This is a genomic window from Candidatus Thiodictyon syntrophicum (assembly GCF_002813775.1).
GTDB lineage: Bacteria > Pseudomonadota > Gammaproteobacteria > Chromatiales > Chromatiaceae > Thiodictyon > Thiodictyon syntrophicum.
This window is the reverse complement of the sequence record NZ_CP020370.1, coordinates 6,724,925-6,746,006: the sequence shown is the minus strand read 5'-3', so window position 1 is coordinate 6,746,006 and position 21,082 is coordinate 6,724,925. Positions and strand designations below refer to the sequence as shown.

Genomic DNA, 21,082 nt, shown 5'->3' with positions numbered 1-21,082 from the left:
GGGCCTCGATCATCGTTCCGGCCAGCGAGAACTCGAAGAAGTTTCACGCAGAGACGCAGAGACGCAGAGAAGAAAGAAGGATTCTCTGCGTCTCTGCGTCTCTGCGTGAGAAAACCGGCCCGTGCGTGCACCTTGCCGGTTGTGTGCGGGCCGGAACGATGATCGAGGCCGCCGCGGGGCCTGACCCCGGCATCATGGTGGATGCGGCGCGTGCCGGCCTCGTTGGCGATCAGCAGCGCCGTGCCGCGCGCCTTATCCACCCTACGACCTTGGCAAGAGCTATCGCTGCCGAACGTTTTCATCGCCTTCATGTCGCGTTCATTTGCGTTCACTTGCGGACTAACAAACCCCAAACTCCGAACCCCAAACTCCGAACCCCGACCCCGAACCCCGAACCCCGAACCCCGAACCCCGAACCCCGAACCCCGAACCCCGAACCCCGAACCCCGAACTCCGAACTCCGAACTCCTACCGCCGCGGCCGCACCAGCCCGCCCAACCCCAGCCCTTCGAGCGTCTCGAACAGGATGCGGCGCACCGAGGCCGCGTCCTCGCACTGGAGGGCGGCCTGGAGGACCTCCCGCGCCCGCGCCCGGCTGATGCTGCGGATCACCCGCTTGACCCGCGGCAGGCTGTGCGCCCCCATGCTCAGGCTGTGCACGCCCATGCCGAGCAGCAGGACCGCGGCCAGCGGGTCGCCGGCCATCTCGCCGCAGATGCTGACCTCCCGGCCGTGCACCCGCGCGCCCGCCAGGGTTTGGCTCAGCGCGCGCAGCACCGCGGGGTGCAGGTCGTCATAGAGCTTGGCCACATGCGCATTGTTGCGGTCCACGGCCAGCAGGTATTGGGTGAGGTCGTTGGTGCCGACGGACAGGAAGTCGACGCGGCGCGCCAGGGCCTCGGCCTGATAGACCGCGGCCGGGACCTCGATCATGACCCCGACCGGCGGCATCCTGACCTGGTAGCCCTCCTCCAGCAGTTCCTCATAGGCGCGGCGCAGCAGCGTCAGGGCCTCGTCGACCTCGGTCACGGTGCTGATCATGGGGAACAGGACTTGGAGGTTGTCGAGCCCGACGGAGGCGCGCAGGATGGCGCGCACCTGTGTCAGGAAAATCTCCGGGTGGTCCAGCGTGATGCGGATGCCGCGCCAGCCCAGGAAGGGGTTGGCCTCATGCACCGGGAAATAGGGCAGGGGCTTGTCGCCGCCGATGTCGAGCGTGCGGATCGTCACCGGACGCGGGGCGAACATCTCCAACACCTTGCGGTAATTGGACATCTGCGCTGCCTCCCCGGGGAAGCTGTCGCGCACGATGAAGGGCAGTTCGGTGCGGTAGAGCCCCACCCCGGCGGCCTCCTCGATCCCGAGCGGCCGGTGTTCGGAGACCAGCCCGGTGTTGAGGAAGAGCGGCAACTGGTAGCCGTCGGTGGTCTCCGCCGGCAGGTGGCGCAGGGACTGCAACTCGTTGCTCATGGCCCGGTCGTCGTCGGCCATGCGCTGGTACTCGGCGCGCACCGCCGGACCGGGGGAGACATAGACCCGGCCGCGGTAGCCGTCGACCACCATGTCGCGGCCCTCGGCGCGCCCCACCGGCAGGTCGGCGACGCCCATGGCCGCGGGTACCCCCATGCCGCGCGCCAGGATGGCGACGTGGGAGGACCCGGAGCCGCTGGTCGAGACCATCCCGGCCAGGCGCTCGCGCGGCACATCGACGATCTGCATGGCGGAGATTTCCGCCCCCACTAGGATGGTCTTCTGCGGATAGGCGATGGGCGCGGCGGCGAGGTTCTGCAGGTGCATCAGGATACTGCGGCCCAGGTCGCGCACGTCGGAGGCGCGCTCGCGCAGATAGGCGTCCTCCATCCCGTCGAATACCCGGGCGTGATCGGCGATGGTCGCGCGCAGGGCCCCGGGCGCCCAGTTGCCGGCGCGGATGCGGGCGACGGTGCCGTCGACCAGGGTGTCGCTCTCCAGCATCAGGCGCCAGGCGTCGAAGATTGCAACGTCCTCGGCGCTCAGGTTGGTCTGGGTGCGCGCCACCATGCGGTCCAGGTCCGCGGCCACGTCCTGGAGGGCGCCGCGGAAGGCGTCCTCCTCGGCCTGGGGGTTCTCGGCGCGCCGGTCGGGGATGGCATCCAGGTCCGCCGGGGGATAGACCACCGCGGCGATGCCGATGCCGATGCCGGGTGAGGCGGCGAGCCCGGGCAGGAAGCGCTGGGGGATGCCCTCGTCCTGGAGGCGCGCCAGTTCGCCGTTGGTGCGAGCGTAGGTGATGGCGCCGGCGAGTTGGGAGGCCAGCGTGACGACGAAGGTGACCTCGTCATCCAGATAGTGCCGCTTCTCCAACTGGCGCAGCACCAACACCCCGAGCACCTTGCGGTTCTGGATGATCGGTGCCCCAAGGAAGCCGTGGTAGCGCTGCTCGCCGGTGTCGGTGATACAGAGATAGCGTGGATGGGCGGAGGCGTCGTCCAGGTTGATGGGTTCCGCCCGCTCGCTCACCAGCCCCACCAGGCCGCGCCCCAACTCGATGCGCACCCGCCCCACCGCCGCCTGGCGCAGGCCGTCGGTGGCCTGGAGGATGTGGCGGCGGTTGTCGTAGTCGTTGAGATAGACCGAGCAGACATCGGCCCCCACGGCCTCCTTGACCCGCCGCACGATGATGGCCAGGGCCTGTTCCAGGTCGGGTGCGTTGTCGACCTCCTGGACGATGCGACGCAGTGATTCGAGCATGCCGGGCATGGGCGACGGGGCCTTTGGGCTGGGTGAAGCGGGGGCGGGGACCGGGGCCGCGGGCGGCGGCGACGGTGACACCGGGGGCTGGGCGCGGGCGTCAGACATCAGCGGTGCCGCTGACGCAGGAAGCCGGCCGCCCGCGGCAGGGCCTCGCTGCGCTCCGGGATCCCCTCCGGATACAGCAGCGGCGCCAACTCTTCGAGCGCCAGTTCATAGACCCGGCGCTTGAAGTAGACCACCTCGTGCAGGGGCTGCCAGTAGCGCACCCAGCGCCAGGCGTCGAACTCCGGCTTGTCGGTCTTGTCGAGACAAAAGGCCTCCTCCTGGCAGTCCACCCGCAGCAGGAACCAGACCTGTTTCTGGCCGATGCAGGTCGGGCCGCAATGGCGGCGGATGAAGCGCTTGGGCAGGTGGTAGCGCAGCCAGCCCTGGGTGGCGCCCAGGATCGTGACCTGGTGGGGTTCCAGTCCAACCTCTTCCTCCAACTCCCGGTACATGGCCTGCGCCGGGGTCTCATCAGTGTTGATGCCCCCTTGCGGGAACTGCCAGGCATTTTGACCGATGCGCCGACCCCAGAAGAGGCGGCGCTCGTCGTTGCTCAGAATGATACCCACATTGGGGCGGAAACCGTCGCGGTCGATCAAGGCAGCTTACTCGGCCGTCTAAGTGATCGCATTCTTCCACAACCGGCTTGGGAGCGGCAAGCGCTGGATTGTATAAGCGGTTGCCGTCAAAAGGCTTTCCCGGTGCCTTTTGGAGCCGTCCGCGGGGCCGCGCGCAGCCCCGCGGGCAGGGGCGACGGCATCTTCAACCGTCGCCGCGGGGCACTTCTGAGGCACAATGCGCCCGATCCCGGCTCCCAGGCCCCGCGGGGCGCGAGCGCGAAAGCAGGAATGAGAGCATGGCCTTAGCGATTTTCGACCTCGACAACACCCTGATTGCAGGGGACTCCGATCACCTTTGGGGGGAATTTCTGGTCGCCCGCGGGCTGGTGGACGGGGCCCACTATGCGCGTGCGAACGACCGTTTTTACGCGCAATACCGCGCCGGCACCCTCGATATCGACGCCTTCCTGCGCTTTGCCTTGAGTCCGCTGCGCGAGCACCCGCGCGACCTGCTGGAGGAACTGCGCGAGCACTTCGTCGCCCAGGTGATCGCACCGCTGATGCTGCCCGCCGCCCGCGACCTGATCGCCGCCCACCGTGGCGCCGGCGACACCCTGCTGATCATCACCGCCACCAACACCTTCGTCGGCGCCCCGATCGCGGCGCGCTTCGGCATCCCCCACCTGATCGCCACCGAGCCGGAACTCATCGAAGGCCGCTACACCGGCGCGGTCGCGGGCATCCCCGCCTTCCGCGAGGGCAAGGTCCGGCGCCTGGACGCTTGGCTTACGGGAAGCGGCGAGACCCTCGCCGGGAGCAGCTTCTACAGCGACTCGCACAACGACCTGCCCCTGCTCGGCCGGGTCGACCGCCCGGTGGCGGTGGACCCGGACCCGCAGTTGCGGGAGGTGGCGGTGGCGCGCGGTTGGCCGATTCTGTCGTTGCGGGGCTGAGAGACCGTGCAAGCAGTCGCCGTCGCACCAATCCGCACACCCTCCGTAGGCTGGGTAGAGCGCAGCGAAACCCAACAATCAACGCTATCTGAATGAGGATCGAGCGATGCGTACCGCCAAAGCGGAAGTCGAATCCCTGCTCAAGGCCCTACCCGAGGACTGTAGCCTCGAAGATGTCCAATACCATCCGTACATTCTGGAAAAGGTAACAGCCGTTCAGGACAGGGCCGACGCTGAAGGTACCCTGACACACGAGGACGTCACCGCGCGCATGAGCAAATGGCTCGCCGAGTAGCCTGGTCGCCCGAAGCCGCTCGTGCACGGCAAGCGTTTGCTCGACGATTTCCAGGATCGGCTGCCACGCTGACAACCCTGAACGGGCGTACATCGTCTGGATGCCAGGAGCCAACGACGACGACCGCAGCCAGGTGCTATGCTGGGTCAACGAGTCACCGGGCAGGAGGCGCCAGCCGTGAAATTCCCCTATGGTCTCAGCGATTTCGGCACCCTCATCCAGGCGGGTTACTGGTATCAGGACCGTACCGACCGGATCCCGCTGCTGGAGGAGCGGGGCCGCCAGCTCATCTTTTTGCGGCCCCGGCGCTTCGGCAAGAGCCTGCTCCTGTCGCTGCTGGAGCATTACTACGACCTCAACCGCACCGGGCACTTCGCGGCCCTGTTCGGGGGGCTGCGCATCGGGCGGGACCCCACGCCGCTGCATAACCGGTTTTTCGTGATGAAGTGGGACTTCTCCCTGGTCAAGGCCCAGGGCGAGGTCCATGAGATCGAGGCCGCGCTGCACCGGCATCTCAATGACCGCATGACCAATTTCGTGGCCGACTACGCGAACTATTGGACCCGCCCGATCGCCATCTGCCAGGACAACGCCGTCTCCTCCCTGGAATCGCTGCTGGCAGCGATCCGCGCCACCCCGCACCGGCTCTATCTGCTGATCGACGAATACGACAACTTCGCCAATGAAATCCTGATGGCCGGCCAGGCCCAGGGGCACTATGAATCGTTGTTGTACGGCGAGGGCCTGTTGAAGACCGTCTTCAAGGCGGTCAAGGCGGCGGCCGGCGGCCTGGGTCTGGAACGGGTCTTCATCACCGGGGTCTCGCCGATCGTCATGAGCGACATGACGAGCGGCTACAACGTCGGCGAGAATATCTATCTGGATGCGCCGTTCAACGACCTGTGCGGATTCACCGAGGCCGAGATCACCGCGGTATTGACCGAGATGGCCGCGGCCGGCGTCACCTGGTCCCCCGCCGAGGCGCTGGAGACTATGCGGACCTTCTACAACGGCTATCGCTTCAGCACCCGGGCGACGACGAGTCTTTACAACCCCACGTTGAGCCTTTACTTCCTCAAGTCCCTACAGCGAGACGGTGACTATCCGGAGCCGATGCTGGATGAGAACCTGGCGATGGACCGCAACAAGCTTGCCTACATCGCGCGCCTGCCCCAGGGCGAAGACCTGCTGGTCGCCGCTCTGAGCGGCGACGATCAGGTCGTGATCCCCGAACTGGCGCGGCGCTTCGGGGTCGAGGACATGCTGCGCGCGGTCAAGGATCAGCCCTTCATGGCCTCGCTGCTGTACTATTTCGGGGTCCTGACCCTGGCCGACCTGGGCGTGTTGCGCAAGCTGGCGCTCAAGGTCCCCAATCTGGTCGCCCGGGCACTCTATGTCGAGCGCCTGCGGGACCTGTGGCTTCCCGGCTACGAGGAGCGCGAAACGGTGCAGCGGGTCGCGGAGACCCTGTACCTGCGCGGGGACCTGGCGCCCCTGTGCGACTTCATCGAGACGCGCTATTTCCGGGTCCTGTCGAACCGCGATTACCGCTGGACCAATGAACTGCTGGTCAAATTCGCCTTTCTCACCCTGCTGTTCGACGACCGGATCTATATGGCCGTCTCGGAACTGGAAACCGACCGCGGCTATGCCGACCTGGCCTTGATCGTGCGCCCCGACATGCGCCGCTACGCCGCCCTGGACCTGTTGCTTGAATTCAAATACCTGGGCCTGAAGGAACTGGGATTAACCGGCAAGCAGGTCCGCGCCCAATCGCGCGAGTCACTCGCCGCCCTGCCGGCGGTCGCGGCCAAACTCGACGAGGCAGCGGAACAGGCGCGGGTCTATGGCGCGGCCCTGCGCCATCGGCATGGACTCACCGACCTGCGCGCCTGCGCCGTGGTCGCCCTAGGGGTGGAGCGCTTGGTCTGGCGGGCATTAACGGAGCCGGGGCGTCCCGCCCCGGCACCCTGAAGGCGAACCCAATCCCTCTCGCGTCCCACTGCCCTCGCCGCCGTGCAAGTATTGCGCAGCGACCTCGGTTCCAGGCAATCCCGTAGGTCGGGTTGGGCGCGCGCGGCATGGCCCCTCAAGCAAGAACATCGGCTTGACCCGCGCCTAACCCGACAACCGACGCGCGTAGGCCGACGGGACGCGGCGAGGCCCCGCCCGGGGGTCTTGATCATCGTTCCGGCCATCGCTGCGTACCCCTGGTCCAGGAATTTCTCTCACGGAGACACAAAGACACGGAGATCCGGACGTGTCTTTCTCCGTGTCTTTGTGTCTCCGTGAGAGACTTCTTCTACCCTGCGTCTCTGCAGGGTCTTGAGCTTGCTGCCAACCCCCACTGCGAGACGCTGGGTGCGCATCAGCCACAGGCAGGAACGATGATCGAGGCCCCGTCAGGGACTTGCCTCTATACTGACTCACACAATGACCTGCCTTTGCCCGGTCCGGGTCGACCGCCCGCGCCCGGTAGCGGTGGTCCCGGACCCGCTGTTGCGCGAGGTGGTCGCGCGTGGCCAGCCGATCCTCTCGATGCGGGGCTGAGCTGCGGGTCCGGTCACAGACCGGGGCCGACACCGGGGCAAAGCACCCCGGTGCGGTGTGGCCTCGCAAGTGTCCGGAGCGTTGCGTGCCGCGGATAGGCCCAACCGCCGCACCAGCGCTGGACGGGGCATGAGCCCCCTTCCCGAACGTTTGAACTCCTTGCTGTCGTTCCCAAGGTCTGAAACCGGGCAAGTATTCCCTGCGCCCCGAAAAATTCGCGATACCGTAGGTTGGGCTGAGGAACGAAGCCGAACATTTCAGCGTGTTGCGCTGCGCCGCTTGTTAGGCTTCGTTCCTCAGCCCAACGTACAGTGAATACTTGCCCATCTCTCTCCCTGGCAATGCGGTCCGGGAAGGTAGGCCTCGCGTGTCGCCGGTCGCGGGAAGCAGCGCATACCGGCTCCGGTCCTGAAGCTGAACGAGCGGGCAAGTATCGCCCACCCATCCGCATCCTGGAGCATTCGTGTCCCAACCCTTGACGGCTCCGAACCATGCGCGGACACTCTGCCCGACCCATCTTCAAACAGACGTCACGGCAGCCTTTGGGCATGTTCGTTCCGTGTTCACCGATGATGGCTTAGCGCTGTCGATTCAAGATATCCCGTCAGCGCGGACTTGACAACAGACCTGTATTAGTCTCTAGGATTACTCCGCTTTGACAACTCACGAGGCTCATTTTCGCCCCCGCGCCCGGATACTTGATCTGCTCGGCGACCAGTTGATCCGTGATCATCGGATCGCGTTGTTCGAGTTGGTGAAGAATGCTTACGATGCTGATTCACCGGATATTTTCTTGCGATTTATCAATATTCAGCGAAGGGAAGGCGGCGCGATCGAAGTTCGGGATTCTGGTGAAGGGATGGATCTGGACACGGTTCTGAATGTCTGGCTCGAGCCTGCCTCGGACCACAAAGCCCTGCGGCGAGCCCGCGGCGAGCGCTCGCCGTTGTACGGACGGCTACCGGTGGGTGAAAAAGGCGTTGGGCGTTTCGCGGTACAGAAGCTCGGGCGCCGACTCACGATGGTCAGCCGAAAGCAGGGACAATTGGAGTTAGCCCTGGAGATCGATTGGAGTGCGGTGACAGGGCATAAATACCTTGAGGAATTTCCAGTACAGGTCGTGGAGCGGGAGCCAGAGATGTTCCGTGGGAATCGCCACGGAACTTGGCTGCGTATTGACGACCTGCGGCAGGTCTGGACGCGGGGAGACGTTCGCCGCCTGCATCGCAATGTCAATGCCATGGTCTCTCCCTTCAAAGAACAAGACTCCTTCAAGGTGAGGATGGAAATCGAGCCACAGACCGACTGGCTAGACGATCTCTTTTGCGCTACCGACGCGCCCAAATACGCGTTTTACCATTTTGCTTTTGTCCTTGACGATTCGTCGCTATCATGGCACTACCGCTATACGCCCTTCGATTCATTCGTGAGGGACTACCCTGGTCTGATAAAACCTCGTCAGCAGGATGTAGAGCGGGACGACAGCTTTGAATTCTTCCGAATTGGGCCGCCGCCGCCGGAGGGAGGAGGATGGACGCGCCGGAAGCCGCGGCCCGACGGGAAGCCCGTCAAGTTGCGCTGGGACGCGGAACGAAAAACGGGACTAGGCATCGGGCCGATTTCATGCCAACTGAGCTGTTTCGATCTCGACCCTAAGATTAAGCCAAGAATCCACGATCTAAACGGTTTAGAGCAGTTCTTGAGGGATCAGGGCGGTGTTCGGGTATATCGCGATGGTATGCGCGTCTACGATTATGGCGAGCCGGGTAACGACTGGCTTGGTCTGGATGTACGTCGTGTCAACGCGCCGGTGGATAAGCTGAGTAACAATCTGCTTCTTGCCGAGATCCATCTCGATCTAGCCTCGAGTCCTCGACTCATCGAAAAGACGAGCCGGGAGGGCTTTGTCGAAAACGACGCATACCGTGAACTGTGGTACGCGATTCGATGTGCCCTTATCCAGTTTGAGGCTGAGCGTTCGCGAGACAAGAAGGACATGCGGGAGGCATTTAAGACCAAGGGGAAGGGGGATGTCACCGGGATTGAGGACCCAGGCATTGCGATTGAGGCACTGCGGCGTCGGGTGGTGGAGAAGAATCTATCGACAGAGTTGGGCAGCTATGTCGATAGAGTGAAAAGGACTTACGAGGCCGCGCGCGACGTTCTAATGAGTTCGGTGGGCGCAGGCTTGGGCTTGGCGCTGGTGTTCCATGAGATCGTACGCGGGGTGCGTGGCCTAACTAAAGCCCTGGAAAATGGCGAAGATTTTGAAAAGCTCATTCAGATGAGTCGGCAGTTGACAGAGATGCTCGAAGGTTCTCTGGTCCTGGTTCGCAAGGGTGAGGGTGAAACGCTGACTGCCGCGAAACTCTGCAGTTATGCAATGTTGGCGAATCTGCCGCGCTGCAATTATCATCATATTCGATTTATTAATGGATTCGAGCGTAATGCATCTGCCGATTTCCCGATCAAAGGCGAGCGGCGTATTCTGACCGCGGCGCTGGCCAACCTGATCGATAACGCGATTCACTGGATTAATACCGCGCGCGATCACGATGATCCCGGCCGCTGTTTGTGGGTCGGCCCCAGCCACGACCTGGAAGGTCCGGCGATTGTTGTGGGCGACTCCGGCCCTGGATTCCGGGACGTGCCTGCTGACGTGATTCGGCCGTTTTTTACGCGTCGCGAAGACGGCATGGGCCTTGGGCTCTATTTCTCGAATATGGCCATGACCGGACATGATGGACGACTGTGCTTTCCGTCGCGGGCAGATGTGGGTGCACCGCAGGAATGTACCGGCGCCATCGTCGCAATGGTTTTTCCAAGAAAGAGCTAGGGAGAGAAACGAATGCTGACAGATACGGGGACGGTTCTGGTCGTTGATGATAAGGAGGAAGATGGGCTGCGGATCTCCTCTGCGCTTTGGAAGGCCGGACTGCCGGTCGTGTTCGTGCAATATGACGAAGCCAAATTGGTCGACGCCCGACCTTTGGCCGGTGGGGTGCGTGTCGTATTCATGGATATTGAGCTTTCTGGCAAAGGATTGGCAACCAACGCGCACTACGCTTTCCAGCAGGTGGTGACGGCCTTGCAGAAACTCCTGCCCACGGAAAACGGTCCCTGGGCACTGATTAGCTGGAGTTCCAATGACGATCATGCGGAGGCGATGTTCAAGTTCGTGCGCGAACGTTTGTCGGGAACCGACCTTCCTGTAGCGTTCGGACGCCTGGACAAAGAAGCGGTGAACGACACGGCTCTTCTCGAGGCCGTAAAATCCAAACTTGACGGGATAGATGCGGTCCGTTGTTTGATTGGCTGGGAGCATGCGGTACGCCGGGCAGTGGCATCCGTATTACATGGGTTGGCATGCACCGCAGAAAAGGGGGGAGACACGGGTTTCCTTGATGGTCGATTGCGGAATCTACTACTCGAACTCGCAACGGCCGAAGCTGGCAAGGCCCAGTTATCGGGTATGGAGGTAACTGCACTTTATCGGCTGTTGTCCCGCTTGCTGGCGGATCGACTGGACGCGAGCGATGCACCGTCCTGCGCTTTGGGAACGCCAAGCCATGAGCCGCAAGTTCAAGATGAGGAAGGCCGCGAGGTTTGGCGCTGCCAGATCAATACAATGCTTAACTTGGACCTTAATCCCGGTTCCGTTACTTCTCCGGGTGCCCTTTTCGACGTATCGACCCAGAAAGAGCAAACGCTTCCTTCCGACCTCGACAGCACGAAAAAGCGCGAGACATTTATTAGAGGTAATTACCTGGACACGGCTACGTCGGATCGGAAGGCGGTTTCCAAAGCTTGTCGGCTCTATTGGCTGGACATTACGCCCCCCTGCGATCATGCGAACGGTAAAGTTATCTGGCGCCGTTTCGTTCTGGTTTGCCGTGTGCCTTGGCAATTTCGTGATCATATCTGGCGCCTTGATCGGGAAACGGACAAGAAAGAGGTGGGACGTCTGTGTCGCGACAATCTCTACCGCAGCCCTGTCTGTGCAGATGAATCAGAGCGATTTATTTTGTTGGTGAATGCTGACCTGCAAATTACGATCCGCACGGATGCTGTAACGGCTCAGTTGGGGCCGCCCAGTATGAGGCTGCGCGAGTTGTTGATGGCAGACTGGATGGGTTGGATCGGTCGCCACATAACCCGCCGGGGTCATATCGGCTTGCTGTTGCCCTTGTGAGCAAGTCTTACGGCGATACGCTCGACACAGGCACTCGTGTCGGTCCGCACTTCGTGCTCCCAGAGGCGCAGTACCTGCCAACCGACGGAGGTAAGCGAGTCTTCTACCTCTCGATCCCTTTCAATGGTTCGCTCGATCTTTCGCTTCCAGAACTGGCTGTTATTCTCTGGGGCTTGATAGTGTATTGGGCAGCCATGCCAGAAGCACCCGTCCACAAATATGGCGAGGCGCGCCGCAACGAAAACGAGATCGGGGCGTCCGGGCAGGGGATAGCTAATCCGGTAGCGCAGGCCCTTTTGCCAGAGCGCCTTGCGCAGGACGACCTCGGGGCCAGTGTCGCGACCTCGATTGCGCGACATGCAACGGCTGCGTTGTTTGTCTGTCAGTACATCCGCCAAAGCGGAATCTCCCATTAGAATATGATAGAAGAAAAATTTACGTTTATCGATCTTTACTGTGGTGCTGGCTTTGGTGCTCGCGGCTTGGTGGATGCAGGCGGCGCCCCGCTGCTGGCGATCGATGCCTGGCCACTGGCGGCACGCACTTATAAGGACAATTTCCCTGGCGCTCCAGTGATTTGCACGCGTGTCGAGGACTTGGACCCAATCGCGGTGGCGAAGAAATATCAGCCAAATTTGCTGATGGCGTCGCCCGAATGTACCTCGCACTCCGTAGCACGCGGTGGCAAGCCGGGCTGCGAATCAAGTAGGCGCACTGCACTTCATATATTGCCATGGATTAGGGCACTCGAGCCTCGTTGGGTAATCATCGAGAATGTCTCCCGTATGCGCCTCTGGAAGAGACACCCCGAGTTGATCACCGGGCTCCGGGACCTTGGGTTTGGGCCTGGGCACTTGACTGAGGTTCTACTGAACGCGGTGGATTTCGGTGCCCCCCAGTCGCGAGAACGATTGTTCCTTATCGGGGACCGGCACGCGCTTGCGCCGTTACCAAGCCGAATTGTCGCTGCCCCTGGCTGCGTACGTCGGTCCGCATCGTCGATCCTGGATGCGCCGGGAACATGGCTGACAAGTCCGGTTTATAAACCTGGGCGCGCTCAGGCTACTCTGGATCGAGCCGCGCGCGCGCGCTCTGCTATCGGTCGCGACCAGTCCTATCTTATGGTGTACTACGGATCGGATGGGGCGGGAGGTTGGCAAACCCTTGATGCTCCTTTGAGAACGGTTACCACGCTGGATCGGTTCGCCTTGGTTGAGCGGGTCGGAAACGTCGATCGAATGCGTATGCTGCAGCCAACTGAACTCACGAAAGCGATGTTGGGGTTGGATCAACAGCATCAAATCAAATTCGGAAATCGGCGACAGCGTGTAAAGCTGTGTGGTAACGGGATCTGTGCGCCAGTGACTTCCGCTATTGCTGCTGCGCTTACCAGGGCCAATTCCTTGGAATCTCATAGCCGTTTGGAACTGAATCCCAGCCCGACACAGCGAGCGAACCGCGCGGCATGTCTGGCGTGAAACAGTCCGTCCACGAGGTACAACGCCATGAGAAAGCGCAAATCCCTGGCATCAGGTAACGAAGGAATCGCAGCATTGGAGTGTGGCGTAGTTCGTAATTCTCCAAGCGTCGCTGAATTTCACCAGACCTTGCTCTGAGCGCTAACCAAACAACCGCCCCTGCACCGGCCGCCCCGTCGCCGCCCGATACCGCACCGGCCGCGCCGTCTTCTCCACCACTCCCTCCTCCATCAGCCGCGCCAGCCATTTCTTGGCCTGCGCTGCCGGTACGTTCAACGCGTCGGCAATCTCGGCCTCGGTCTTTGGCGCGGGCATCCGTTCGATCAGTGACCGCACGGTCGCAAACAGTTCCTCTGCCGGGGTCAGGCGGGTTTGCGATGCGTTCGCCTCAGGGTGCGGACTGAGCGTTGCCGATTCGGCGCCGGTGTTCGCCGCCGGGAGCGGGGGATGCGGTGCGACGGGCGCTGTGATGCCTCGATCCTGCGGCGGTTGCGGCGAGTCTACGGTGAGGCTCAGCAGTGCGATCAGGTCCTCGGCCGTCTGGGGCTCGGGCCAGGGCAAGGCCCCGGCCTGTTGCAGGGCCTGGAGCCCTTGGCCCGTCTCCCCGGTGGCGCGGACATAGACGGGCACCAGCCGATACTTCTGCAATTGCTCACTGGCGCCGGCCCAGGTGCCGCCCTTCTTGTAGTCCGAACTGACGACCAGGGCGGCGTCGGCCAAGGCATAGATGAGCTTGTTGCGCTGCATGGCGTTGCCGACGTTGAAGCCGGCGGCGGGGTCATAGGGTGAGATCAGGACCAATCGCTCCTCCAGCAGGAGGTCGCGGTGCTCGCGATTGAGGGCGGTGGTCTCCAGGCTGTCCGCGAGGACGCCGATCGCCTGTCCCTGCGCCTGCAGTGCCCCGCGCATGGCGGCCTGGTCGATGCCGCGGGCGGCACCGGAGACCAGCGTCCGTCCGGCCTTGGCGACGAGCCGGCCGACGCCTTCGGTGTACTCGACCAAGGCCTCATCCACCTGGCGCGAACCGACGACGGCGAGCCCGCCGGTGTCGAGCCGCAGCGGGTCACCACAGCCATAGAGGATCGCGGGCGCATCGTCCTTGAGCCGGGACTTGAGCCGTCGGGGGTAGGCGGCATCGGCACGACTGACGACCCAGATGGCGCGGGCATGCCAGCGCTCCAGCGCCTGACTCAACTGGAAGCCGCGCTCGAGCAAGGCGCGCAGTCGCTCGCAGTCGATCTGCGGGGCGCACGCCTCGCCCAGGGCCGCGCAAAGGGTCGCCGCGTCCGGGCCGAGCAGGTCCGAGGGTTGGCGCTCGTGCTCGCGCAGGGACTGGGCAAGCCGTTTGTACTGCCCCGGGGTCAGCAGATCGGCGGCGGTCTTGCCCCGTCCGACGATGAGCGGCGCGGTCAGGAGCAGGATGGCTTGGGTGTTGGGGGAGAGTGGGTCGTTCATCAATCGTGTCCGGTTAGCGCCAGGGCCAGCGGCCAGACCGGGCCGCTGCCGTGCCGACGCAGCAGCCAGGCCGCGACGGTGAGGGTCCAGCGCGAGTCGACCATGTCATCGACGAGCAGGACAGGCCCGCCGGGGAGCGCTTGGCGGATGTCCAGCGATCCGTCGAGGTTGTGGGCCTGCTGGCTGCTGTTGGCCATGGTCTTCTGTGCCGGCCGCTCGGCGGTCTTCTCAAGGACCGCATGAAACGGGAGTCCGAGCGCCTTTGCAAGCCGCCGGGCGAGGTCCGGCACCAGATCGGGGTGTCGCAGCGATGGGATGCAGGTGACCCAGGTGGGCATGGGTTCGGGATGCCAGGTCGCAACCAACCCGACACAAGCGGTCACGAGGTCGTCGGAGAAGTGGTGGTCCCGATACTTTCCCTGACGCACCAGATCGCCCCAGCCGGCGTCGCCCCAAACGCACAGACACCGGCCCGGCTCGGCCCGGCGGTTGAGACCGATGTTGCCTGCGACCTCGAACTGGGGCAGGCCGCCGGTCGGCCACTGCTTGCGCGGCTCGATGGGGAGGCTGGTACGGCGCAGGAAAGCGATGGCCTCGCGCACGAGGTCGACGGATGCCGTCGTGGGCAGCGGCGGCAGCCTTGGCGGTTGGATCAAGCCCGCTTCGCCGTCCAATGCGCGGATCAGAAACTCCATGTGTCCGGACTCCAGGCTGACGTAGTCCTGCATCTGCTGCTGCTCGGCGCGGCGCAACTCGGTCAGGCGTTTGGCGCGTTCCCAGAACCCTTGTCCCAGCCGTGCGGCGGTCAGTTGCCATCTTGCGCCCTGTTTGGCGATGGGTGCCGGGGACTCCAAGGACAGCAAGTCCATGGTCTTCTGGATGCGCCCGCGGCTGAGGTTGACCAGGGCCTCCAGCTCCGGGACTGACAGGCCGCCCGGATGTTGCTCCAACGCTGCCAGGACAGTTTCAACCTCGTGCGCGGTCGGGAACGCGCTCGCGATGAAGAAATCGTTGATGTCGTTCTCTTCCCGGCCGCTGAGCAGGACCCCGTAGGCGGTGTCCAAGGCACGCCCGGCACGGCCGACCTGTTGGTAGTAGGCGACGACCGATCCTGGTGTCTGGTAATGGATCACGAATGCCAGGTCCGGCTTGTCGAATCCCATTCCGAGCGCGGTCGTGGCGACCAGGGCCTTGACCCGATTGTCCAGCAGGGCCTGTTCCAACTCGGGGCGCCGTTCCCCGGTCTCGCCCGTGTAGGCGGCGACCCTCAGGCCGCGCGAGCGCAACCAGTCGGCAACCTGCCCCGCATCGCGCACCGTCAGGGTGTAGACGATGCCGCTGCCCGGCAGGTTGGGCAGTTGCTCTGCCAGCCAGGCCAAGCGCTCCGCCTGGCCGGGGAGACGGATGCTTTGCAGCGTCAGGGATGGCCGATTGAGATCACCATGCGAGACGGCAAGATCGGGGCCGAGGACGGTGCGCAGATCGTCCATGACCCGGTTGTTTGCCGTGGCGGTGGTTGCCAGCAGGCGCAGGTTCGACGGCAGGGTCCGCACGATACGTTCCAGCAACCGGTAATGGGGTCGAAAGTCGTGGCCCCAGTCCGAGATGCAGTGGGCCTCATCGACGACCAGAAGCGCGATCCGGGACGCCACGCCGGCCAGCACCCGGCTACGAAAGTGCTCGTTGGCCAACCGCTCCGGTGAGATGAGCAGGATGTCGACCTCGTTGCGATTGAGCCGGGCTTCGACGTCAGGCCAGTCGTCTTGGTTATCCGAGTGGATGGTGGCGGCCCGAACGCCCATGCGTTGTGCGGCCGCGATCTGGTTGCGCATCAGCGACAACAGCGGTGAAATGAGCAAGGCCGGGCCCTGCCCGGCCTCGCGCAGCAGCTTGATGGCGATGAAGTAGACGAAGCTCTTGCCCCAGCCGGTCTTCTGGACCACGAGCAGGCGTTGCGCCCCGGCGACGACCGCGCGAATCGCGTCCTCTTGCCCCTCACGAAACCGGGCATTGGGGATGCCGGAACCGACGCGAAGCAGCTCGAGTGCGCGCTGCGGGTTGTATGCCATGGCGGCGATCCTTACTCGTTGTGTCGCAAAACCTGATCGACCGACGGCGAACGATCATACGCGTCTGCCCGGGTGATCACGATCGCGGAACCGCGCAGATCGAAGCAGAACAATGATCTTAAGCTTTCCTGATGTCATTTCCCGCCCTGACCCGCAGCAACCGTCCCTTGGCGGTCGCAAGCAGCCGCGCGTCATCCTCATCTCCCACCATCTGCTCCAGACCGGCGATGAGGGCGGCGGCGGCCTCGTCCTCGCCTAGGGCGCGGTTCAGCATCGCGGTGACACCGTAGAGGGCGAAGGCCTCCCGCAGGTGCAGGCGCGGGCGTTGCGCGAGGCCGGACAACAAGTCCCTGGCCGTGTCGAGATCGCCGTCTTCGATCTGGATGGCGGCCAGGTTGCAGCGGGCCAACAGGTCGTCGGGGTGGGCGGCGATGACCCGCCGCAGGAGCGCCTCGACCTCCTGGCGCCGGCCCTGGCTGCCGCGGATCGCCGCCAGTTGGCCGAGGGCGGCGCGGTGCTCGGGGATGCGCCCGAGGATGGCGTTGATACGGTCCTCGGCGGCCGCGAAGCGTCCCCCGCGATGCAGGAGCAGGGATTCATCGAGCAGGGCCTGGAGGTCCGCCGGCAGATCCGACGGCTCCGACTCCCGATCGATATGGGTCGAGAGCATGTTGACCTCCCGCAGCTCCTTGCCGTTCCAAAGTTCAACGGCCTCGTCGGACGCGAGTAATCCGTGATCACGCAGTGCGCCGAGGAAGCCCGAGCGCTCCTTGGGGGTGCCGATGGGCAGGCGCGCCAGGTCCCGCAGGATCACCGCCGCGTGCCGCCTCCTCGCCGTGGGCACGCGGTCCAGCCGGTGCTTCAGCAGGTATACGGTGAGCCCTCGCAAGGCCGCCTCGCCCCCCAGGTAGAGCGCCTCCAGGTAGGCATCGGCGGCGGTCAGCGCGGCGAGGTGTGACTCCAGACCCGCCACGTCCAGCGTGCGCAGTCCGTCCGTCCAGGCGACGGGCAACACCTGGCCCTGGACGAACACCACCGGATAGGCCGGGGTCTGGCCGTCCCGATCCAGGACGCGCAGGTTTTCCGTAGGAAGGGGGAACCCGGGACTCATTGCCAAGGCCTGCTCCCACAGCGCCCGCGCCTGGTCGCCGCGCCCGAGCCGGCTGGCCGCGGCGCCGCCCTCCTGGAGCCAGAGGGCCGGCAGCTGGCCGGTCTCATGGGCGACCCACGCGGCCTGGCGAGCGCGCTCGAAGGCGTCCCAGGCGGCCTGGTCCTCCTGAATCAGGAGCAGGGCGGCGACCTGGGCCAGGGCATCCTCGGTACGCCGCGCGGTGGCCTCGGCCAGGGGGGGCACGAGCGCCCGGGCGCCGGTCTCATCACCCTGATAGAGGTGCAGTTGCAGGGCGAAGCCCAGGGCAAAGAGGTTGCCCGGGTCCTGCCGCCAGGCGTCCAGGAAGGCGACCAGGGCCTCCTCGATCCGGCTCAGGTGGAACAAACACAGCGCCCGGTTGTTGCGGGCCGGGGTGATGGGAACGCCTTCCAGGATGCGCACGGCCCCGGCGAAGTCGTGGGCGTCCAGGTGCAGCTTGCCGAGGTCGAACTGCTCGACCTCCTCGCGGCTCGCCCGGGAACCGTCGTGCTGCTTCAGCAGACCGTCCAGGGCCTCGGCGGTCATGGGCAGGCCCCGGGTCACGGCCCCCAGGTCGCGCAGCCGCTCCGCGACCCGTTGCGCGAGCAGGAGGTGCCGACCGTCGAGGGCGAATTGGAACAGCGCCGCCTGGGCGGGCAGGCTGTTGGGCCGGTGCTGCGCCCATTCATAGGCGGCCAGGGCGGCCGCGCCCTGACCCTGACCCCGGTACAGGGCATCCATCAGCAGCCGCCGGGCGCCGCCGTAATCCGGATAGCGCTGCACCAGGGCGCGTGCCCGCGCGATGGCCGGCGGGTAGTCTGCGGCCTCGATCAGACGCTCCACGGCCTTGAGTTGGGCCGGCTCGGGCTGCGGCGACTTGTCTGGTTTGTTCTTGGCGGGCTTTTTCGGCACGGCGGATGGACCCCCGGGGTCTGGTGGAATAAGGGTGTGCCGCGCGCACCGCGGTACCGGCGAAGACTCACGCCGTCGCGTTCAGCCGCGCTCTTGCAAGGTGCGCACTGCGCACCCTGCGCCGATGGTCCGGGCAATTGCGCCCGGCGGCACTAGAGCCCCAGCTTCTTCTCCAGGTAATGGATATTGGCCCCGCCGGCCTCGAAGGCGGCGTCGCGCAGGATGGCGCGCTGGAGCTTGATATTGGTGTCGATGCCCTCGATGACCGTCTCGCGCAGGGCGTTGCACATACGTGCGATGGCGACCTGGCGGGTCTCGCCGTGGCTGACCAGCTTGCCGATCATGGAGTCGTAGTGGGAGGGGACCGTATAGCCGGAATAGATATGGGTGTCCATGCGGATGCCGGGGCCGCCGGGGGCGTGGAACTCGATGATCTTGCCGGGGCTGGGGCGGAAGGTCTCGGAGTGCTCGGCATTGATGCGGCATTCGATCGCATGGCCGCGGATGGTGATGTCATCCTGCGTGTAATGCAGGTGCTCCCCGGCCGCGATCAGGATCTGCTCCTTGACGATGTCCACCCCGGTCACCATCTCGGTGACGGGGTGCTCGACCTGCACGCGGGTGTTCATCTCGATGAAATAGAAGCGCCCGTCCTCATAGAGGAATTCAAAGGTGCCGGCGCCGCGGTAGCCGATGTCCCGACAGGCCTGGGCGCAGCGCTCCCCGATCTCGGCGCGTTGCGCCGGCGTGATGCCGGGGGCGGGGGCCTCTTCGACCACCTTTTGGTGGCGGCGCTGCATGGAACAGTCACGCTCGCCCAGATAGATGGCCTGGCCGTGCTGGTCGGCCAGCATCTGGAATTCGATATGGCGCGGGTTCTCCAGGTACTTCTCCATGTACACCATGTCGTTGTTGAAGGCGCCCGCGGCCTCGGCCCGGGTAAGCGAGACGGCGTTGAGCAGGGTCGCCTCCGAGTTCACGACCCGCATCCCACGGCCGCCGCCGCCGCCGGAGGCCTTGATGATGATCGGGTAGCCGATGGTGCGGGCCAATTCCAGGGTGCGCTTCTTGTCGTTGTCGTCCAGGGGTCCGTCGGAGCCGGGCACGCAGGGTACGCCGGCCGCCTTCATGGCGGCGATGGCGCAGACCTTGTCGCCCATCAGGCGGATGGTCTCCGGGCGTGGGCCGATGAAGATGAAGCCGGAGCGCTCCACGCGCTCGGCGAAGTCCGCGTTCTCCGACAGGAAGCCGTAGCCGGGGTGGATGGCGACCGTGTCGGTGACCTCGGCGGCGCTGATGATGGCGGGGATGTTGAGGTAGCTGTCGCGCGACGCCGCGGGCCCGATGCAGACCGATTCGTCGGCCAGCAGGACGTGCTTCAAGTCGCGGTCCGCCTCCGAATGGACGGCGACGGTGCGGATGCCCAGTTCGCGGCAGGCGCGCAGGACACGGAGTGCTATCTCACCCCGGTTGGCGATGAGGATCTTCTCGATCATGGCTGGCATGCTGGGGTAGCCTGTGGACGGTGGTCGGCTGGTGCGGCGTGGCGCTTTTGGTCCCGGGTTGGGACCGCCGTGGGCGGCCCCGCGCGGGGGTCGCGGGGGCGCCTTACTCGATGACGAACAGCGGCTGGTTGTATTCTACCGGCTGGCCGTTTTCCACCAGGATGCGGCGTAGTGTGCCGGTGCGCTCACACTCGATCTGGTTCAGGATCTTCATCGCCTCGATGATGCAGAGTATGTCCCCGGCCTTGACCTGCTGGCCCTCCACGACGAAGGGGCCGGTGCCCGGCGAGGGGGAGCGGTAGAAGGTGCCGACCATGGGCGAGCGTACGACCTCCCCGGCCAGCCCATCGAGAAATTCATCGCCGGGCTTGGCCAGGCCGGCGGCCGGGATGGGCGCGCTCGGGGCGCTTGCCGGCTGCTGCGTCATCGCGTGGGGCATGAAGAGTGAGGTTGCGGTGCCGTGCCGGCTGATGCGCACCGATTCCTCCCCCTCGTGAATCTCGATCTCCGCCACATTGGATTGCTCCAGGAGTTCGATCAGCTTTTTGACCTTGCGGATATCCATGTTCAGTGGTTCTCGGTGGGGGCGGCCGGTGCCAGCCGGTAAAGGGCGGCGCTGAGCGCCAATTCATACCCCTGCGCGCCCAGCCCGCTGATCACTCCCACCGCGATATCGGAGAAGTAGGAGTGGCGGCGGAAGGGCTCGCGGGCGTGCACGTTGGACAGGTGCACCTCGATGAAGGGGATGGCGACGGCGAGCAGTGCGTCGCGCAGGGCCACGCTGGTATGGGTGAAGGCAGCGGGGTTGACGATGATGAAGGCGACGCCGGCGCCGGGGGCGGCCTGGACGCGCTCGATCAGGACGTGCTCCGCGTTGCTCTGGGCGAAGTCCAGGTCGTGACCGCCGCGCCGCGCCTGTGCGCGCAGCCGCTCCTCGATCACGGCCAGGGTGACCTGACCATAGTGGCCGGGCTCCCGGGTCCCGAGCAGGTTGAGGTTGGGTCCGTTGAGGACCAGGATGCTTGCCATGTCGCCGCTGTGCCCATGCAGGTTCGGGGTGTGGGGAGGCCGCCGCGGGGGGCGAGGGCCGCCGGGTTGGCGCCGGGCGCCTGCCCGGGATGGGCGAAGCGGCGGCGAATCCCGTCGAATTGTCCGGACTTCGCGCGATCATGTCCAGTTCTGCGGAAAATCTGCCCGCGATCGAAA

At 64.7% G+C, this 21,082-nt stretch carries 15 protein-coding genes; 6 read left to right on the top strand and 9 right to left on the bottom strand.

Annotated elements, in window-relative coordinates; genetic code table 11:
• Window positions 1–468 precede the first annotated feature (468 nt).
• Both ptsP and THSYN_RS28910 read right to left on the bottom strand, forming a co-directional pair.
• Window positions 469–2,730 (bottom strand): phosphoenolpyruvate--protein phosphotransferase, encoded by a 2,262-nt coding sequence (ptsP, locus tag THSYN_RS28915; protein WP_100922649.1) that lies wholly within the window; start codon window positions 2,728–2,730, stop codon window positions 469–471.
• Between the two features lie 107 nt (window positions 2,731–2,837).
• Entirely contained in the window at window positions 2,838–3,377 is a 540-nt protein-coding gene (locus THSYN_RS28910; protein WP_100922166.1) for an RNA pyrophosphohydrolase, read from the bottom strand.
• A 257-nt stretch (window positions 3,378–3,634) separates the two neighbouring features.
• Here THSYN_RS28910 and THSYN_RS28905 point away from each other — a divergent pair, with 257 nt between their 5' ends.
• From THSYN_RS28905 to THSYN_RS28885, 5 genes are all read left to right on the top strand, one after another.
• A complete protein-coding gene (locus THSYN_RS28905; protein WP_100922165.1) occupies window positions 3,635–4,291 on the top strand; it encodes a histidinol-phosphatase in 657 nt (218 codons plus the stop codon).
• Between the two features lie 106 nt (window positions 4,292–4,397).
• Complete coding sequence (locus THSYN_RS28900) at window positions 4,398–4,586, top strand: hypothetical protein (protein ID WP_100922164.1); 189 nt, start codon at window positions 4,398–4,400, stop codon at window positions 4,584–4,586.
• A 177-nt stretch (window positions 4,587–4,763) separates the two neighbouring features.
• On the top strand, window positions 4,764–6,560 hold the full coding sequence (locus THSYN_RS28895) for an AAA family ATPase (protein WP_100922648.1): 1,797 nt from the start codon (window positions 4,764–4,766) through the stop codon (window positions 6,558–6,560).
• A gap of 1,231 nt (window positions 6,561–7,791) precedes the next feature.
• Window positions 7,792–9,972: a sensor histidine kinase gene (locus THSYN_RS28890; protein ID WP_100922163.1), complete on the top strand. Its 2,181-nt coding sequence runs from the start codon at window positions 7,792–7,794 to the stop codon at window positions 9,970–9,972.
• 12 nt (window positions 9,973–9,984) lie between these two features.
• Complete coding sequence (locus THSYN_RS28885) at window positions 9,985–11,328, top strand: hypothetical protein (RefSeq protein WP_100922162.1); 1,344 nt, start codon at window positions 9,985–9,987, stop codon at window positions 11,326–11,328.
• On the opposite strand, the gene THSYN_RS37535 is transcribed toward THSYN_RS28885, so the two are convergent.
• The gene (locus THSYN_RS37535) at window positions 11,301–11,687 is read right to left on the bottom strand and encodes a very short patch repair endonuclease (RefSeq protein WP_418219954.1); all 387 of its coding nucleotides are present in this window, start codon (window positions 11,685–11,687) and stop codon (window positions 11,301–11,303) included. The genes THSYN_RS28885 and THSYN_RS37535 overlap by 28 nt on opposite strands.
• Window positions 11,688–11,747: 60 nt before the next feature.
• On the opposite strand from THSYN_RS37535, the gene THSYN_RS37530 reads away from it, so the two are divergent.
• Window positions 11,748–12,806 carry a DNA cytosine methyltransferase gene (locus THSYN_RS37530; protein ID WP_100922160.1) on the top strand — a complete coding sequence of 353 codons (1,059 nt, stop codon included), beginning with the start codon at window positions 11,748–11,750 and terminating at the stop codon, window positions 12,804–12,806.
• A gap of 141 nt (window positions 12,807–12,947) precedes the next feature.
• On the opposite strand, the gene THSYN_RS28870 is transcribed toward THSYN_RS37530, so the two are convergent.
• The 6 genes from THSYN_RS28870 to aroQ all read right to left on the bottom strand — a co-directional run bounded on the left by THSYN_RS28870 (window position 12,948) and on the right by aroQ (window position 20,905).
• Window positions 12,948–14,261, bottom strand: a complete 1,314-nt coding sequence (locus THSYN_RS28870) for a DNA-processing protein DprA (RefSeq protein WP_100922159.1) — start codon at window positions 14,259–14,261, stop codon at window positions 12,948–12,950.
• A complete protein-coding gene (locus tag THSYN_RS28865; RefSeq protein WP_100922158.1) occupies window positions 14,261–16,330 on the bottom strand; it encodes a RecQ family ATP-dependent DNA helicase in 2,070 nt (689 codons plus the stop codon). Before THSYN_RS28865 ends, THSYN_RS28870 begins: the two co-directional genes overlap by 1 nt.
• A gap of 118 nt (window positions 16,331–16,448) precedes the next feature.
• Window positions 16,449–18,371 (bottom strand): hypothetical protein, encoded by a 1,923-nt coding sequence (locus THSYN_RS28860; protein WP_236848744.1) that lies wholly within the window; start codon window positions 18,369–18,371, stop codon window positions 16,449–16,451.
• 152 nt (window positions 18,372–18,523) lie between these two features.
• A complete protein-coding gene (accC, locus tag THSYN_RS28855) occupies window positions 18,524–19,867 on the bottom strand; it encodes an acetyl-CoA carboxylase biotin carboxylase subunit (RefSeq protein WP_100922157.1) in 1,344 nt (447 codons plus the stop codon).
• A gap of 112 nt (window positions 19,868–19,979) precedes the next feature.
• Entirely contained in the window at window positions 19,980–20,441 is a 462-nt protein-coding gene (accB, locus tag THSYN_RS28850) for an acetyl-CoA carboxylase biotin carboxyl carrier protein (protein ID WP_100922156.1), read from the bottom strand.
• A gap of 2 nt (window positions 20,442–20,443) precedes the next feature.
• Window positions 20,444–20,905 (bottom strand): type II 3-dehydroquinate dehydratase, encoded by a 462-nt coding sequence (aroQ, locus tag THSYN_RS28845; protein WP_100922155.1) that lies wholly within the window; start codon window positions 20,903–20,905, stop codon window positions 20,444–20,446.
• Window positions 20,906–21,082: the final 177 nt, after the last annotated feature.